The organism is Microcoleus sp. Pol12A5 (assembly GCF_036701435.1).
Lineage (GTDB): Bacteria > Cyanobacteriota > Cyanobacteriia > Cyanobacteriales > Microcoleaceae > Microcoleus.
The window spans coordinates 51,505-67,891 of record NZ_JAUBQU010000010.1; the positions used below are offsets into that span (position 1 = coordinate 51,505).

Here is a 16,387-nt window from a genome sequence, read left to right on the forward strand (position 1 = left end):
AATAGATTTGACTAAGTTTAATTGCAATTTCATGGTTGATACCTTTATTTTTAAGTTGACTGGAAGCAGGTTTTTTTTCTTCACATATTCAATCTAAACGGAAACACAAGTTAATGCAAGTAGTTTTGATAAAGATTCGATGAAGATTCAGGATAGGCTGATGGGATTGAGGCAAAACGCCTAAATTGATGAGTTCTAGCTAGCTATTTCCTATGGCGTGCATCAAAAAATAGGGGTGATTCCACCCGGATTTTATTCCTGACTTTTCTCTATTTCAAAAAGCTATAACCCAGCTTCCTTACCAGGGTTTTCACACAGCATAATTACTGATAAAAGTGTTTCAAAGCTCTAATTTATGCCCTTGAAAAGATTTTGATCCGTTAATGTACGGTATAAAAGTTTAAGTGATAGCTTGATTGCTGGGTAAAAATAGGTAAAAACCGATGGTGACATTTGAAGCTGCGGAATGTGGGCTATAACTCAGGAGACAATCTTGCAGCATATTCGGTGCGTCGATTCTCGCTTTCGGATTCAGCAATCAGCGCCATTTAGACTTATATGTTGCACCATTACCAAGAACCGGCTCTAGGGCCCGTTCCACAAAGAATGAGTTTTCTTGTGGGGAGTCGGGGTCGGGCAGGAGAGGGCGCCCAAAACAGGCTTATTGATGATGGTGCAACATTTCAGTTTGGAGAGGAATGGTTTCGGTGCTCGTTATTATCTGTGATGCCGGAACTTTGACCGACTAAAGGGACGACTCGACTTTCTGGGACATAGTTTTCGGAACGCCTCTACCGTCAGGGCTGTTTCATTCTCAGGAAAACGAGCCTTTTGTACGGGTCGTGCCAAGAAGGCCGACCCGACCCATCCACGATTTGTTAGGCGTTTCATGGATTGGGGCAGCCACGGGGGGCCGTCCCTACAAGAGAATGAAACAGCCCTGCGTCTACAGAAGGCGCGGTGGTCGTTATCTAAAAATGTTGGGACTAATAATTCTATTTCTGGGTCTGCTTTCCCTAAAAATTTGTTAATATTATTTTTCCGAAAAAGCTCTATTCCAAGATTTAACGGGCGATCGGCAAGTAGAAATAGTTGACGCAGTAAGGGTTTGAGTAGCTTGCGATCAAAAGAAGGTGTGCGTGCGATCGCTACTTTTGAGACTTTCTACACGGTCGAATGAAGATCGTTGGCGATCGCTACCATCAAAATTGTCAATAGACTTCTGATAATTGCTACTCTCTTGAGGGAGGTTCAAGAGCCTAAACCCTATAAATATCAAGGTTTCAGTGGCATTGTCACCCCGTCAATTCCCAAATGCAATTTGGCACTGTTTGAGGACAGCAGGAGGAACCGCCGCAGTCAGCAAAAATTTTCCCAGCCGTTGATTGAAGGTTCTCCGAGACGATCGACTCATTTGACATCTAAATTATCAGCGATCATCTGAAAACACGATGATCAGCAACAACTCAGCTAAAACATCTCGCGCTAAACTGTTAGAGAACTGACAAGCTTACCCAGCAAAAGTTCAAGTGGATTTGATTATGGGCAACCGTTTTGCTCAATCCCAAAGCCTTTTTCTGCGAAAACACCCTGAAAATCCGATCTACTGGTGGGCCTGGTGCGACGAAGCCTGAGAAAGGGCCTGGAGGGAAAATAAACTGATTTTTCTGTCAATTCGCTACTCTAGCTGCCACTCGTGTAGGGTGATGGAAGGGGAAGCATTTTGCGATCGCGCGCTCGCAAGCTGTAAAATACCTTGAGCATCCTCTGAACCGTAAACTTGACTTATGTGAGTTTCATGAGTTGCCATAACGAGTTTTCGATAATTTCCGAAATTATTTCTCTCATACATATAACCGCAGTTAAACCGTAGGTAGGAATAGGTGGCGGATTTCAACACCCTTTTAAGAACAGGCAAGATGCCTGTTCCACAATAAGTAGACTCTGTTGTGGAACAGGCATCTTGCCTGTTCCCGATCCAGGTACAAAATACAAATAACTAACCCAAAGTATACATCCAGCCATCCCTCGCGCAAATCCTCACAATTCCGTCCCAAACTACAGGCGTCGCTTCAAATGACAAACCCGGCTTAAATCTCCCTGATTCTATTACTTTCAAACGGTAAAACTCCCCTTTAGCATTTTTCAAAGCATTCCGAGCCCCCGGCTTCGCTCGTTCCCAATTCAAATTGAACAAATAAACACCGTTGTATCCCGCACTGATCAGTTTATTGCCATCAGTAAAAATCGGAGTCGAAATTGAAGAGCCAATGGCTTTTTTAAATACTATTATCGGAGTATCGTAAGACTGGTTTCGCCAAGGCACAGAAGTTTTTTGGCCTGTAATCATATCTTGTGAACCGATGTACAAATTGCCGTCGATCGCATTTGTGGCAAACAGCGCCGGAAACTCGCCTGAATTGTACTCGTCATTCAACGCCACAGAGCCGATTATCCCGCCTTCCCAGCTAGAAAGTCGGCGATTTCCGGTAGGTAAAAACCATTCGACGCTGGCATTCGGTTCCTTGTTGGGATTCAGCTTCAATACTCCACCGTTGCCCTGAATGTATTGTTTTTCAATGGCACAAAACAGTTTCCCTGATTTAGAAATTACAGCACTTCCATCCAAATCTGAACCAGTATAAAAATCCCAAACTATCTTTTTAGTTTCAATACTAATACCGTAAATATGACCGGAACCAGCAGCTATAAATATTCTATCTTTCAGCCTTGATGGCGATGACTCCGCTACCAAGTTTCCGCCGTGTTTGCTGATATCTCCGGCAGCATAAAGCTGTACTTCCGACAAGATACTTGGCTGCTTGATGCCTTGTTTGGTTTTTGTCTGGCTTGTGGAACTATCGAGAAAATAGCCGATCGCATTTTCCCCCGCATTGAACAAAACGCCACCGCCGATGTCCAAAGCGCTGCTGTCATTATCGCGGCTGTAGCTGGGCGTTTTCCTGATGTCCAATTTCCAAAGTTCCTTGCCAGTTCTAAAAGATATTGCCCTAAAACTCGGCACTACTTTTTTGCCACCACCGCCACTGCGGCTTCCCTGCAAAATTACAATTCTGTTTTCGGCGCTCGCTTTTTCATCGATATAAATTGTTGAGGAGCCTTTGATTATATCATCAAATTTATAGCGCCAAACTTCTTTATTAGTAGCAATATCTATTTTTCGCAAATTGTGGTCATAAGCACCTATAATTAAATAAGTTTTTCCCCCATCTCTGGTAATTGTTGGCTGTCCTGTCCAACCGGCACCGCTCCAAACTACAGACCGCCTTCCCAGAACAGTCCGGCCACTGCCGAGTTGAAATTTGTCGATTAACTTCAAGCTTTTCGGAACACCTCTGCCGTAGAACCGACGCTTGTCGTTACCTAAAAATGTCGGGACTAATAATTCTATTTCTGGGTCTGCTTTAGCCAGGTAATTGTTAAGATTAGTTTCTAATAAAGCTTGCTCCGAGGATTCTGTTTGGATCAGTTTGATAACAGCAGGAGGAACAGCAGCACTCAGCAAAAATTGTCCGAGCTGTTGATTGAAGGTTCTCCGAGATGATAAGCTCATATTGGATCGAGATAATCAGCCTTAATATTAAAACATAATTATCAGCGACAACTCAACTAAAACATCTCGCGCTAAACTGCTAGAGAACTGACAAGCTTACTCAGCACGAGTTAAAGTGGATTTGATTATGGTCAACCGTCTTGCTCAATCCCAAAGCCTTTACCTGCGGAAACACGCCGAAAATCCGATCGACTGGTGGCCTTGGTGCGAAGAAGCTTTGGAAACGGCCCGAAGCGAAAATAAACCGATTTTCCTGTCAATTGGCTACTCTAGCTGCCACTGGTGTACGGTGATGGAAGGGGAAGCATTTTCCGATCGCGCGATCGCCCAATACATGAATTCGCATTTTATACCGATAAAAGTCGATCGCGAAGAACGCCCGGATATCGACAGCATTTATATGCAAACCTTGCAAATGATGACCGGTCAAGGCGGTTGGCCGCTCAACGTTTTTCTGACTCCAGACGAGCGAGTTCCCTTCTACGGAGGCACTTATTTCCCTGTAGAACCGCGCTACGGACGGCCGGGATTTTTAGAAGTTTTGCAAGCAATTCGCCGCTTTTACGACACAGAAAAAGGCAAAGTAGAAGCCTTCAAAGCAGAGATTTTAGGCAACCTCCAACAGTCGGCAGCGCTTTCAGGAGTGACCGTCGCATTAAATCGCGACATCTTTCAAAAAGGCTTAGAACTCAACACCGGAATTATTGCCGGTAGCAACCCCGGCCCCAGTTTTCCGATGATACCTTATGCTGAGCTAGCACTGCGGGGAACGCGATTTAATTTTGAATCAAAATACGACAGCAAACAAGTCTGCACTCAGCGCGGATTAGACTTAGCATTGGGCGGCATTTACGACCACGTAGGCGGCGGATTTCACCGCTATACAGTTGATGCGACTTGGACTGTACCACACTTTGAAAAAATGCTCTACGACAACGGTCAAATTGTTGAGTATTTAGCAAATTTGTGGAGCGCGGGAATACAAGAACCAGCTTTTGAAAGTGCGATCGCGGGGACAGTAGAATGGTTGAAGCGAGAAATGACCGCGCCAACAGGCTATTTTTATGCCGCACAGGATGCTGACAGCTTTAACACTTCTGAAGAACTTGAACCGGAAGAAGGAGCATTTTATGTCTGGACTTATGCCGAACTGGAACAACTGTTAACTGCTGAGGAATTAACAGAAATTAAAGCACAGTTTACTGTTAGTCGCAGCGGCAATTTTGAAGGTCAAAATGTATTGCAGCGCCGCCATCCAGGAAAACTGAGCGACACGGTAGAATCGGCTTTGGCTAAACTATTTCAAGTTCGCTACGGTGGCAATCCCGATACTGTAAAAACCTTTCCGCCCGCCCGCAACAATCAGGAAGCTAAAAACGACAGTTGGCCGGGCAGAATTCCCGCCGTTACTGACACGAAAATGATTGCTGCTTGGAATAGCTTAATGATTTCGGGTTTAGCCCGCGCTGCGGCGGTTTTTGGAAATTGGGAATATCTGGAATTAGCTGTGACTACTGCTAATTTTATTTTAGACAATCAGTGGACGGATGGGCGGTTTCAGCGGTTGAATTATGACGGACAATCTGCTGTAACCGCGCAGTCGGAAGATTATGCTTTGTTTGTGAAAGCTTTGTTGGATTTGCACCAAGCGAGTTTGACTTTAGGCAAGGGGGAAGAGGCGAAACAGTTGCCGAATTCTCAGTTTTGGTTGGAGAAAGCTGTGCAGGTGCAAGAAGAGTTTGATGAGTTTTTGTGGAGCGTGGAATTGGGAGGATATTACAATACTGCTAAGGATGCTAGCGAAGATTTGTTGGTGCGGGAACGCAGCTATATCGACAATGCAACTCCGGCGGCGAATGGAATTGCGATCGCCTCTTTGGTTCGTCTCGCACTGCTGGGGCAGAATTTGGAATATCTCGATCGCGCCCAGCAAGGTTTGCAAGCTTTCAGCAGTATTGTACAAGATGCTCCGCAAGCTTGTCCGAGTCTACTTTCGGCGATCGATTGGTATCAGCATTCTACCCTGATTCGCACGACTCCCGATCGAATTTCTGGCTTGATTTCCCAGTATTATCCGACTGCTGTCTGTCAGATTGAGGCTGATTTGCCTGAAGGTGTTATCGGGTTAGTTTGCGAGTGTTTAACTTGCAAGGAACCTGCGAAAAGTCAAGAGCGGCTGTTGGAGGAAATTTTGCAAAGTCAAACACGGGTTTAGTACCAATACTGTCTATATTATTGAACCGCGAAGACGCGTTAGGCGAAGTCGCGCGTAAGCGCTAGAACGCGAAGGAAGAAGGGGGAAGCAGAAGGAAGAAGTAGATTATCTTCTACCGGGAAGGAATCGCATTTTCAGTCTGCCCCTCAATCTTCCAAAACCTCAGCTAAGTCTTCCATTGTCAAGTCGCTTGGACTTAGCTTTACTGGTTAGACGGTGCTTGATGACGGTAGCGATAGTTAGACTTTGGACACTACCTAATCTCACTCTGTCGGCTGAATCTCAGTGGCTTCAGCCCGCTTGAGTGTCAAAAAATGCAAATACTTTCCGGCGGCAGTGTAACTCGAACGCTGTCGCCGACTTGGTATCGCTGCAAGTCATCTCTGTGCAAGTTTTGTCGGCGAAGGGCGATCGAACTTTTAGCAGTCAACCGCACCGTATAGCGCGTATCAGTGCCAATATAAATAGCCTCTTCTACTATTCCCGGCCAGCTATTTTCATCGTCATAATTAGCCGGATAAATCGCAGCTTTTTCTGGACGCAACACCAGGGTGACAAATTTCCCAGCGGGCATATCTTCTGCTGTCGTAACTAACACGGGCAACTGCTGGTCAACCAACACGATTATTTGACCGTTTTGTTTTTCTACTACTTGCCCGCTTAAAAAATTGCTGTCGCCAATAAAATCAGCAACAAACCGCGTTTTAGGATATTCATAAATATCAACCGGTGTACCGACTTGTTGCAGTTTCCCTCCATCCATCACTGCAATTCTGTCCGACATTGTTAGTGCTTCTTCCTGATCGTGAGTTACATAAATAAACGTAATTCCCAATTTTCGCTGCATTTTTTTTAATTCTAACTGCATCTCTTTACGCAATTTTAAATCCAGCGCTCCCAGGGGTTCATCTAACAGTAAAACAGACGGCTGTTTGACTAATGCTCTTGCTAGTGCTACTCGCTGCTGCTGTCCCCCTGACAGTTGGCGGGGATAGCGTTTTCCTACATCGGTTAACTGTACTAATGCTAAGGCTTCAGCAACACGATCGCGAATTGTTTTCTGAGGCAAATTCTCCATTTCCAACCCAAAAGCGGCATTTTGTGCTACTGTCATGTGCGGAAATAAAGCATAGTTTTGAAATACCGTATTTACTGGGCGGTGAAATGGCGGGCGATTTTGCATCGGTTGGCCGTGAATGTAAATTTCGCCCGCTGTGGGAATTTCAAAACCAGCGATCATTCGCAAAGTTGTAGTTTTGCCGCAGCCAGAAGGGCCGAGTAAAGAAAAGAATTCTCGATCGTAAATTTGCAGGTTGATGTTGTCTACAGCTAAAAAATCGTGACTGCGGACACTTTTAAATACTTTGGAAACTTCTAAAACTTCGACAGCGTGCATTGTGTTAGTATGTCTTAGTTATGACTAATAAAAATTTGAACTCGATTCCGGTTAAATAAACATAAATTATCTAGGGGCTGGTTCATCAAAATCTCTAATACAAACTAAAAATTTAAGTAAACCCGCCCCGGCGGAAACCTCTGTGATAGCGTTTCTCAAGCGTGCTGAGGTATGCCCTATGCCTTATGCGAGATAGTACCTCATATTACTGACAAAGGTTATATATCTACTTTCCAGCCCCCGCTTTAACTTCCGTCCAAGCTCGATCGTACAATGCAGTTGCTTTCCCGACATCCTCCAATAATTTCATTTTGCCAAAGACTTCAGCCGGCGGGTAAATTTGAGGATTTTTCAAATCTTTCGCGTCGATTAAACCTCGATCAATTGCTGCTTTATTTGGCGATCCGAAGTGGGTAAAATTGGAAATTTGGGCGCCTACTTCTGGCTGCAAAATATAGTTAATAAATTTCTCCGCTAACTCTTTATGGGGTGCACCTTTGGGAATTGCCATGTTGTCAGAGAAGATAATTGTTCCTTCTTTGGGAATAGCGTAGCGGAGATTGGGATTTTCTTTCATAACTTGGAAAACATCGCCACTCCATTCCATTGTCAGATTTACTTCTCCTTGATCGAGCAGATTTTGACCAGTATCCGGGACAAAAGCAGCAATGATATTTTTACTTTTAATCAGCAAATCGCGGGCTTTGTTAATTTCTTCGGGATTGGTTGTATTGGGGTCAAATCCTAAATACATTAAAACTCCTGCAAATGTGTATCTTGCATCGTCTTGCCACGCGACTTTTCCGGTATATTTCGGGTCGAACATCGCCGCCCAACTGTTGATATCGCCCTTGGTTGTTTTGACGTTGTAGCCAATTCCCATTGTTCCCCACAGGTAGGGCAGGGAATATTTGTTTCCCGGATCAAAATTTTGATTGACAAACTTAGGTTCTAGGTTTTTTTGATTGGGAATATTATTTAAATTCAGCGGTTCAATTATATTTTCTGCGATCATGATTTTCACCATGTAATCGGCGGGAAATATTAAGTCGTAACCGGGGTTTCCCTGTTTGAGTTTGGCGTAGAGTGCGTCGCTGTTCTCAAATGTGTCGTATTGAATTTTCACATTGTTCTCTTTCTCGAATTGGGCGATCGCTTCTGGGGCGATATAACTGGCATAGTTGTAAATGCTGAGGACTTGCTGCTGGTTAGCACCTGTGGGGCTACAGCCCAAAGCCACCGTTGCACTCATCACAAACAAAATTAGGAAAGTCAGCAGGCGTTTCATAGGTTGTGTTAGTTGCAGATGACAATGATTATGACACAAAAAGAAAAATTTTTAAGTTTTCTGAACTTTTAACGATGATAAAACCAGGAATAAGGAAGTGAACAACATCAAAGTTGAAATAGCATTAATCGCTGGCGTTACTGCAAACTTTATCATGCCGTAAACAAATAGCGGCAGCGTCACCGAACCGACGCCGGTGGTAAAGAAGGTGACGACAAAATCGTCCAGAGACAGAGTAAAAGCCAACAGTGCCGCACTGAAAATAGCGGGCCAAATCAGAGGGAGGGTGATGCGCCAAAAAGTCCGCCATTCGTTAGCGCCTAAGTCAAAAGCTGCTTGTTCTAATATCGGATCGAGTTCTGCCAAACGTGCCCTGATAGTAATAGTCACAAAGGAAATATTAAAGACAACATGACCGATAATTACGGTAGGTAAGCCGAGATTGAGGCGAATTCCCGTGAGATTTTCTAGGATCCGAAATACTAGGGTAAAGAAAACTAGCAGCGAAATGCCGATCGTAATTTCGGGCATGATAATCGGCAAAAACACTAAAGCCTCTACTGCTTTGCGTCCTGGGAAATAAAAGCGTTCGAGTGCTAGCGCGATCATTGTACCAAAAATTGTGGCTAACACAGTCGAAATAGCTGCAATTAGCAAGCTGTTGTTGAGGGCTGTCAAGATTCCGGCGCTGCTACTTGTAGCAATAGTCGCGCCTGCATTGCTAAACAAACTGCGGTACCAATCGAGAGTAAAGCCCCGCCAAACGGCATTGAATCGGGAGGCATTAAAGGAGTAAATAATTAAGATGAGAATTGGCAAGTAAAGAAAGGCAAATGCTAGTGCAGCTTGTACCCAAAGCCACTTTTTGCCGATCGCCCGCACGAGCAAGTCTAGTTTTGTTTTAGTCATCAGTCATTAATAATTAGCACATTTTAACCTAAATGCAGAGTGCACCGATTAATTTACACCTTACCTTATTGAGGTTCGTCAGACACGCGGAAGTAAATTAACACAGGAATCAATATGATTACCGTCAACAGCATAGAAAGCGCCGATCCAAAAGGCCAGTCGCGGGCTTTCATAAACTGATTTTGAATCAAATTTCCCACCATAACTGTTTTAGAACCACCCAATATATCCGGTGTGATGAAAGCGCCGACGGCGGGAACAAAAACTAGAATCGAACCTGCCACAATGCCACGAGTTGTTAATGGTAAAAATACGCGCCAAAAAGTGCGAATATCGTTTGCCCCTAAATCATGAGCAGCTTCTACCAATGAAAAATTGAAGCGTTCTATGCTAGAATATAAAGGCAAAACCATGAAAGGTAAATAGCCGTAAATAAGACCGATCGCCACAGCGAAAGGCGTAAAAAGCAAGTTTAACGGTTCGCTAATAATTTGCAGGCTTTGCAAGGCTGTGTTAACGACTCCTTCGCTGCGTAAGAGTATGATCCAGGCGTAAGTTCTCACTAAAAAATTAGTCCAAAATGGAATAATTACCAGCAAAAGCAAAGCATTTCGCCAGCGGGGAGAACGGGTGGCGATGAAAAATGCTAGGGGATAGCCAACTAACAAGCAAGCGGCCGTTGTCAAAAAAGCCAGCCAGAGCGATCGCCCAATTACTCCTAAGAACAGTCCGCTGAACAAACGCTGGTAGTTGCTGAGAGTAAATATCCAAGTAACGCCCCCGTAAGTACCGCGTTCTAAGAAACTGTACAACAGTACAATTAACACGGGCAAAATGAAGAAAACCATCAGCCATGCCGTAGCGGGAAATAAGAGCAGCAACAGGTTAGTTTGCTGGCGGTTTTTGACACTCATTATTCACTCAAGCGAAATTTAGCACATAATCCAACACATTTTATATCAAATCCGGATTTTATGAATTATGTCATCATTAATAAATTATCAAGAGGTACGCAATGTCAGCAGAATCGTCAACCCCAAAAATAGTCATCGTCGGTGCAGGATGGGCCGGTTTAGGCGCTACCTATCACCTAGCCCAGCAAGGCTATGATGTCACCCTGCTAGAAGCAGGCCCTTATCCGGGTGGGTTAGTTGCGGGGTGGAAAACCGCCGGCGGCCGTTCCGTAGAAGCAGGTATTCATGGCTTCTGGTATCCCTACAAAAATATCTTTTCCTTAGTCAAGGAGTTAGGCCTCGATCCCTTCACGCCTTGGACTCGTTCTTGTCAGTATTCACCCGCCGGATTGGAAGTAGAATCGCCGATTTTTCAGGACGAACCGCGGCTTCCCACACCGTTAGGAACCTTTCTTTACACGCGATTTAAAAGGCTGCCATTAGTCGATCGGCTTTCAGCCTTACCCTTACTCTACGCCGTCCTAGATTTCGACAATTCAGACGAAGCTTGGCACAGGTACGATCGCGTCACAGCCCGCGAATTGTTCAAACAGTTTGGTGTTTCTGCAAGGCTATACCGCGATGCTTTTGAACCGATGTTATTAGTAGGTTTATTTGCACCAGGAGAACAGTGTTCTGCTGCCGCCGCTTTGGGAATGCTCTATTATTTCATATTAGCCCACCAACCGGATTTTGATGTAGTTTGGTGTCGCGGAACAGTCGGAGAAAAAATCTTTCGTCCCTGGGTCGAACGCTTGGAAAAACTAGGCGCAAAAGTATTGACACAGCAGCGAGTTACTGACTTAATAGTTGACAGCCACAACCGAGCAACAGGCGTTGTTTGCGGCGAAGAAACCTTCGATGCAGATGCAGTTATTTTTGCAGTTGGCGTCACGGGAATGCAAAAAATTATCGGCAGCAGTCCAGCTTTGCAAACTCGCCAAGAGTTTCGGGAAGTGATGAATTTGGGTGCTGTTGACGTGTTAGCTGTTCGCCTGTGGTTTGATAAGAAAATTGACATTCGCCTGCCTTCTAATGCCTGTTTTGGATTTAGTTCAACCACAGGTTGGACGTTTTTTGATTTAAATGCTTTGCACGACGAATTTCGAGACGAACCGGGAACAGTGGTTGAAGCTGACTTTTATCACGCAAATCAATTAATTCCCCTCAAAGATGAGGAAATTGTTTCCCTAGTTCAGCGGGATTTAGCTACTTGCCTCCCCGCTTTTCGGGAGGCAAAAGTAATTGACAGGAGCGTGATTCGGCTGTCGCGGGCGGTGACGCATTTTGCCCCTGGCAGCTATCAATATTTGTTGCCTGCGGTAACAAGTTATGATAATGTATTCATGAGCGGCGATTGGGTTGTGACCCGCCACGGTTCTTGGTCGCAAGAAAAAGCTTATGTTACTGGTTTGGAGGCTGCAAATTTGGTTATTTCGCGTTTCGGAATCGGAAACAAAGCGGCAATTATTCCCGTGGAAGCTGACGAACCGCACATTCAAATGGGGAGAAAGATTAATCAGTTTACTCGCAGTTTGACTAAAACATTTATTCCAGATTTTTGGCTGCCATAAGAATAAGGAAGTTCGGCAAAGGATTCGGTAACGGATTTAACTGATGTCAGAAAGAAGGAAGAAGGAATTTCTTGCTTGAAGCGGTAAGGTGCGCACTGCGCACCCTACATATAGACTAATAACCAATGATCGATGACTCATGATACTCTTTTCACAAAAAAATGCAACTGTAGACAAGCTCGAAACCCGAATCTTCATCAGTCATAGCCAATCTAAAATCTAAAATCTAAAATGGCATGACTATCGCCAATAAGGCCGGCCCTTCCAAAAAACTCCCACCGTAATTCCTATTAGTGCAGTTTCTGATAAACTTGCTAAAGAAGCAGGTATGGGTAGGAATGATTTTAAAACCAAACCCAAGAGCAGGCACAAAACTAAAACCCACAAACTAATTCGGTTGAGCAAAAATTGTTGTTGCCAATATTCTAAAAAGTACACTGCTAAAGCCCCCATTCCCACTGCTGCTGCAAAAGGTATCAATATCCCGAGGGAGGAACTGTAGAGAAGCGTCAACCCGTTGCGGATTGCCCGCGATTGCGTGAAACCCCAGGCTAAAAATAGCTCCAGTGCAATCACGATTGAGTTGACAAGGGCGGCAATTTGCAGCATTTCTCGCCAAGGTAAAAATTTTAAGCGCCGCAGAAAATTACTCACGATCGGCAGATTAGGTAGGTTGCTTTGATTTTATAACAGTTTTGCCCTTGCGATCGACCTTTGATGACAATTTGTGAAGTAAAATAAAGATATAGAGCAGTCTCTTGACAAATTCACCCAGAGTACCTGCCTATTAGTTGTTGGAACCGTGAAAGGAAAAAAGTTATGGTGGAGAACACTGTCGATTGTGCTGTAGCCTGCGTCAATGGCTGCGTTCTGGGCGACAAGTGCCCGAAGCGGGAATACGCAGAAGCAACGTCCAACTTTATTGAAAATACTTCTCTGGATAAAATGCTAGAAATAGCAGAGGAAGCAGTGAGAAGGAAACGGATGGAACCCCCCAAATGGGTAATTCCTGACTTTCCCGAATAGAATTAGCCTCCCTATTAAAAAGCGATCGCCCTTTTCAAACGGGCGATCGCTTTTTGTATTCCCAATGAAATAGCTGAGCCGAATCAATATATTTCCTGGGATAGAAGCTAAAAGTTTAAATAGCAACTACGATACCAAGTAATTATAGCCATCGACAATTACTAAAAACAATTCAGTTAAAGGCAAATTCGGACATTTTAAATTTAATTGAATAAAAAAACAGGAGCAAGTATCGTGGCACAACAAAAAAAAATCAACGCAAAAAAAACAAAAGAACGCAATAATTTGGGTGACTTACCTCAAGAAATTACCGAATCTTACGGTACCGGCGTCATCGATCAACCGGGGGTGAGCCAAGACGACATAACAACCCTGCAGGACAGCAGTTCGGACTACTCCACCAGTTCCCAAATCGGCGGCGAGGATGGCGATCCGGCTGCGGAACAGGAAAGTGCCACTGGCGAGCAATCGGTGGGCGGAACCGCGCCTACTCCAGACCTGGATATTGTTGACGAACTCGGAGCCGCTGCGGGCATAGAGATAGCCGATGGCGCTATTTTGAACACAACAAATATGCTTGAACATCGAGATGAAAGTCGCTGGGAATTAGACCCTAGTTCTGCAGAAGATTATCAGGAACGACCGGATTTCTAGGTCTATTTGGTATAAAAAATAGGGAGTATAATAGGAGCGGATTCACCAGTATTTATACTTTATACGCCAAGTATTTGTCAATTCGCCCCTCATCACTTTTGGTCTTGCCACACATATCCCAATCCCCGAACAGTATGCAGCACGCGTTTTGACTTACTTGCTCAAAAATTAATTTGTAACTAACGAATATATAGTAGTTAAATAATGTTTGACTCGCCATAAAATTGCAAACGCAGACTTTTTCTCCAACCCCGTCTTCGGTCAGGAATTGACGGCCATTTTACAGCATAAATCATAAGAAATTAAACTCTTTTGCACTGGATTCAATTAGTTAATTACCTCGCTAAATTTTAGTGATTAAAACGTTCAAAATTATATATTCAAATTATAACTTATCGGGGTTGTTTGTTTGAGTTTGGCGCAGATGTGTTTTCACACTCGCTAGGAGTTTTTCAATACTGAAAGGCTAGTAACATATAGGCTCAAAGTGATGCAGGGAATTAGTGGCTAACCGGCACCGACATTACCGCCAGCAGTTTTCATTTCCCTGAAAACAAGGTAACTGTAATTCTTCCATTGCATAATTGAGAAAGTTGTACCTCGCGCAATAGACAAATGCTATAGCAATCCTTGCAGGAGCCGTAATTTTTTGACCCCACCCCAAGCCTCCCCTTATCAAGGGGAGGGAGTAAGAAATTCACAAATGATGCGAGGATGGCTATATATCTTCTGATTTATCAAAATTTCCGGTGAGTTACCCTTCATAAAGCGTGTTTGTAGTCAGGGCTTCTATTCTCTCTATGGAGGCGAATAATCGCTATTAGTCCTGGCTACAAACTTACTGTGCTTAGATCGCCGGGTATGATATTATGTATCGCAAAAACCGGGTTGATGAAGCCAACCCTCTTCAACAAAAAGGTGCTGTATGGAATTTAAAGATTTTCTGGCTTTGCTGCATCCTATTTTAGCTGTAGCGATTGTTTTTCCTATGATTGGTGTTGTTCTCAATATGGCGTGGCAAACTATGCAGCGTCGCAAGCAAATTGCGATCGACACCAAGAGCAAAATTCCACCTGTAGTCGCTTCAGAACACGTCAAAGCAGGTCGAATTCTGTCAGGTTCTGTGGTAGGAGTGACTTTGTTGGGTCTAGCCTACCCGATTTTTGAGCATATTTTGAGCAAGGATGTTTGGAGCAAAAACTCGTTTCAGGTCATTTTCATTCTGCTGATGTTTGTTGCAACTATCGCCTCTTTGGTGATGCTATATCGAGCGACACCCGCTTTATGGCGCGGCATATTTGCGACGCTAACAGGTACTGGTTTGGTAATTCTTGGCACTCAAGATGGCGTTTATCGGCGAACCAATGAATGGTATTGGTCTCACTACTACATTGGCATCGCCGCTGCGCTAATTATGGTTTTCTCCCTTGCCATCATTCAAGACATTTACAAAGACCGCTCAAATCGCTGGCGCACTATCCATGTGATCTTGAACTCGATCGCCGTGCTGCTCTTTCTGGGACAGGGAATGACCGGAACCAGGGATTTATTAGAAATTCCTCTGAACTGGCAGAAACCCTATATTTATAGCTGTGATTTCGCCAATAAGACCTGCCCAAAGCCGTGAGCGATCGCATTACTTCGAGGTTCCAGTCTAAAATTAGTCTAAATTAGAGCAGTAAACCTGGTTTCTGAATGTAACAAAGCCCTGGTAATCGCAGGAATGAGAACGAGAAACCTAGTTTATGATGCCCGGATTGCGTCAGCCCTAATCAGCCACCAATCTTAATCATTGCGAGTCAAACCCTGAAGGCTAACTTGCAAAATCGACAAACCCAAAATTAGCAAAAACAAAACCAGCCCGATCGTACAAGCATAGCCAATTTCCAAATCCTTAAAAGCCCGTTCGTAAAGATAATAAACCACAGTCTTAGAACTATTGCGAGGCCCGCCCTGAGTCATAATATAAACTTCTTCAAAAACCTTAGTAGCAGAAATCGCCGAAATTACGGCAACTAAAACTAAATAAGGCTTCATCAGCGGCACAGTAATATCCCAGTGCTTTACCAAACCATCAGAACCATCAATAGCAGCCGCCTCATAAAGTTCTGCCGGAATAGCTTGCAGCCCTGCCAAATAAATCACCATGTAATAACCCAATCCTTTCCAGATAGTAACCGCCATGACGCTAAAGATTGCTAACTTCGGATTAGCCAGCCAAGAAACAGGAGGTAAACCCAACAATTCCCCCAACTGATTCAGCAGTCCAGTCTCAGCAAACAGCCACTTCCAAGCAATCCCGGCGACAACCATGGAAATCACCGCCGGCGTGTAGTATGCTGCTCGAAACCAGTTCATCCCCTTAAGTTTTTGGTTGCACAAAATCGCCATTCCCAACGGCACAACAACCAATACAGGCACAACGCAGGTGAGATACAGCAGCGTATTCGTCAAAGTTTGCCAGAATGTGCGATCGCCCCACAACCTGTTAAAATTCTTCAAACCCACCCACTGCGGCATTTGAGTTAAATCATATTCGTAATTAGTAAAACTCAAATAAAAAGCTTGCACCGCCGGCCACAAAACAGTCAAACTCAAAATAAATAAAGCGGGAAGCAAAAACAAATAAGGCGTCAAGGAGCGTCGGGAAAAAGTTACAGACATAAATTAGTTATTAGTTATTAGTTATTGGTTGTTAGTTATTAGTTATTAGTTATTGGTTATTACTGGTTCCCAGGTCAAGCCTGGGAACCAGTTATCTCGCTTGTCTGCGGAGGCAGACTTCGTTTGACAAGAAG

13 protein-coding genes and 1 pseudogene are annotated in these 16,387 nt (G+C 44.1%); 6 read left to right on the forward strand and 8 right to left on the reverse strand.

Going from position 1 to position 16,387, the window contains the following annotated elements; translation table 11 throughout:
* Window positions 1–1,541: 1,541 nt before the first annotated feature.
* Window positions 1,542–1,742, forward strand: a pseudogene (locus QUA45_RS29080) (DUF255 domain-containing protein); the annotation flags it as partial.
* Here the strand turns inward: QUA45_RS29080 and QUA45_RS04775 are convergent.
* Both QUA45_RS04775 and QUA45_RS04780 read right to left on the reverse strand, forming a co-directional pair.
* Window positions 1,679–1,810 carry a hypothetical protein gene (locus QUA45_RS04775; protein WP_333219735.1) on the reverse strand — a complete coding sequence of 44 codons (132 nt, stop codon included), beginning with the start codon at window positions 1,808–1,810 and terminating at the stop codon, window positions 1,679–1,681. The pseudogene QUA45_RS29080 and the gene QUA45_RS04775 overlap by 64 nt on opposite strands.
* A 189-nt stretch (window positions 1,811–1,999) precedes the next feature.
* Window positions 2,000–3,574 (reverse strand): outer membrane protein assembly factor BamB family protein, encoded by a 1,575-nt coding sequence (locus QUA45_RS04780; protein ID WP_333095632.1) that lies wholly within the window; start codon window positions 3,572–3,574, stop codon window positions 2,000–2,002.
* Window positions 3,575–3,701: 127 nt separating this feature from the next.
* Here QUA45_RS04780 and QUA45_RS04785 point away from each other — a divergent pair, with 127 nt between their 5' ends.
* Window positions 3,702–5,789: a thioredoxin domain-containing protein gene (locus QUA45_RS04785; protein ID WP_333219736.1), complete on the forward strand. Its 2,088-nt coding sequence runs from the start codon at window positions 3,702–3,704 to the stop codon at window positions 5,787–5,789.
* Window positions 5,790–6,096: 307 nt separating this feature from the next.
* Here the strand turns inward: QUA45_RS04785 and QUA45_RS04790 are convergent, their stop codons facing one another.
* The 4 genes from QUA45_RS04790 to QUA45_RS04805 all read right to left on the reverse strand — a co-directional run bounded on the left by QUA45_RS04790 (window position 6,097) and on the right by QUA45_RS04805 (window position 10,296).
* Window positions 6,097–7,185 carry an ABC transporter ATP-binding protein gene (locus tag QUA45_RS04790; protein WP_333219739.1) on the reverse strand — a complete coding sequence of 363 codons (1,089 nt, stop codon included), beginning with the start codon at window positions 7,183–7,185 and terminating at the stop codon, window positions 6,097–6,099.
* 226 nt (window positions 7,186–7,411) lie between these two features.
* Window positions 7,412–8,473 (reverse strand): spermidine/putrescine ABC transporter substrate-binding protein, encoded by a 1,062-nt coding sequence (locus QUA45_RS04795; RefSeq protein WP_333095638.1) that lies wholly within the window; start codon window positions 8,471–8,473, stop codon window positions 7,412–7,414.
* A 51-nt stretch (window positions 8,474–8,524) separates the two neighbouring features.
* The gene (locus QUA45_RS04800; RefSeq protein WP_333219741.1) at window positions 8,525–9,382 is read right to left on the reverse strand and encodes an ABC transporter permease; all 858 of its coding nucleotides are present in this window, start codon (window positions 9,380–9,382) and stop codon (window positions 8,525–8,527) included.
* Window positions 9,383–9,447: 65 nt separating this feature from the next.
* Window positions 9,448–10,296 (reverse strand): ABC transporter permease, encoded by an 849-nt coding sequence (locus tag QUA45_RS04805; protein ID WP_333095642.1) that lies wholly within the window; start codon window positions 10,294–10,296, stop codon window positions 9,448–9,450.
* Between the two features lie 101 nt (window positions 10,297–10,397).
* Here QUA45_RS04805 and QUA45_RS04810 point away from each other — a divergent pair, with 101 nt between their 5' ends.
* A complete protein-coding gene (locus QUA45_RS04810; RefSeq protein WP_333219743.1) occupies window positions 10,398–11,909 on the forward strand; it encodes an FAD-dependent oxidoreductase in 1,512 nt (503 codons plus the stop codon).
* Window positions 11,910–12,149: 240 nt separating this feature from the next.
* Here the strand turns inward: QUA45_RS04810 and QUA45_RS04815 are convergent, their stop codons facing one another.
* Window positions 12,150–12,563, reverse strand: coding sequence for a peptide chain release factor 1 (locus QUA45_RS04815; protein WP_333095645.1), 414 nt, complete (start codon window positions 12,561–12,563; stop codon window positions 12,150–12,152).
* Window positions 12,564–12,728: 165 nt separating this feature from the next.
* Between QUA45_RS04815 and QUA45_RS04820 the strand changes: the two genes are divergently transcribed.
* The 3 genes from QUA45_RS04820 (at window position 12,729) to QUA45_RS04830 (ending at window position 15,216) form a co-directional block, all read left to right on the forward strand.
* The gene (locus QUA45_RS04820) at window positions 12,729–12,935 is read left to right on the forward strand and encodes a hypothetical protein (protein ID WP_190734170.1); all 207 of its coding nucleotides are present in this window, start codon (window positions 12,729–12,731) and stop codon (window positions 12,933–12,935) included.
* Between the two features lie 234 nt (window positions 12,936–13,169).
* Window positions 13,170–13,589, forward strand: coding sequence for a DUF6335 family protein (locus QUA45_RS04825; RefSeq protein WP_333095647.1), 420 nt, complete (start codon window positions 13,170–13,172; stop codon window positions 13,587–13,589).
* A gap of 925 nt (window positions 13,590–14,514) precedes the next feature.
* On the forward strand, window positions 14,515–15,216 hold the full coding sequence (locus QUA45_RS04830) for a DUF4079 domain-containing protein (RefSeq protein ID WP_333095648.1): 702 nt from the start codon (window positions 14,515–14,517) through the stop codon (window positions 15,214–15,216).
* 158 nt (window positions 15,217–15,374) lie between these two features.
* On the opposite strand, the gene QUA45_RS04835 is transcribed toward QUA45_RS04830, so the two are convergent.
* Entirely contained in the window at window positions 15,375–16,253 is an 879-nt protein-coding gene (locus QUA45_RS04835; protein WP_333219745.1) for a sugar ABC transporter permease, read from the reverse strand.
* Window positions 16,254–16,387: the final 134 nt, after the last annotated feature.

Coding starts and splice junctions, on each gene's coding strand:
- QUA45_RS04805 (WP_333095642.1), bottom strand. CDS start 10,296: ATGAGTGTCAAAAACCGCCAGCAAACTAACCTGTTGCTGCTCTTATTT.
- QUA45_RS04780 (WP_333095632.1), bottom strand. CDS start 3,574: ATGAGCTTATCATCTCGGAGAACCTTCAATCAACAGCTCGGACAATTT.
- QUA45_RS04785 (WP_333219736.1), top strand. CDS start 3,702: ATGGTCAACCGTCTTGCTCAATCCCAAAGCCTTTACCTGCGGAAACAC.
- QUA45_RS04820 (WP_190734170.1), top strand. CDS start 12,729: ATGGTGGAGAACACTGTCGATTGTGCTGTAGCCTGCGTCAATGGCTGC.
- QUA45_RS04790 (WP_333219739.1), bottom strand. CDS start 7,185: ATGCACGCTGTCGAAGTTTTAGAAGTTTCCAAAGTATTTAAAAGTGTC.
- QUA45_RS04830 (WP_333095648.1), top strand. CDS start 14,515: ATGGAATTTAAAGATTTTCTGGCTTTGCTGCATCCTATTTTAGCTGTA.
- QUA45_RS04795 (WP_333095638.1), bottom strand. CDS start 8,473: ATGAAACGCCTGCTGACTTTCCTAATTTTGTTTGTGATGAGTGCAACG.
- QUA45_RS04800 (WP_333219741.1), bottom strand. CDS start 9,382: ATGACTAAAACAAAACTAGACTTGCTCGTGCGGGCGATCGGCAAAAAG.
- QUA45_RS04810 (WP_333219743.1), top strand. CDS start 10,398: ATGTCAGCAGAATCGTCAACCCCAAAAATAGTCATCGTCGGTGCAGGA.
- QUA45_RS04835 (WP_333219745.1), bottom strand. CDS start 16,253: ATGTCTGTAACTTTTTCCCGACGCTCCTTGACGCCTTATTTGTTTTTG.
- QUA45_RS04775 (WP_333219735.1), bottom strand. CDS start 1,810: ATGGCAACTCATGAAACTCACATAAGTCAAGTTTACGGTTCAGAGGAT.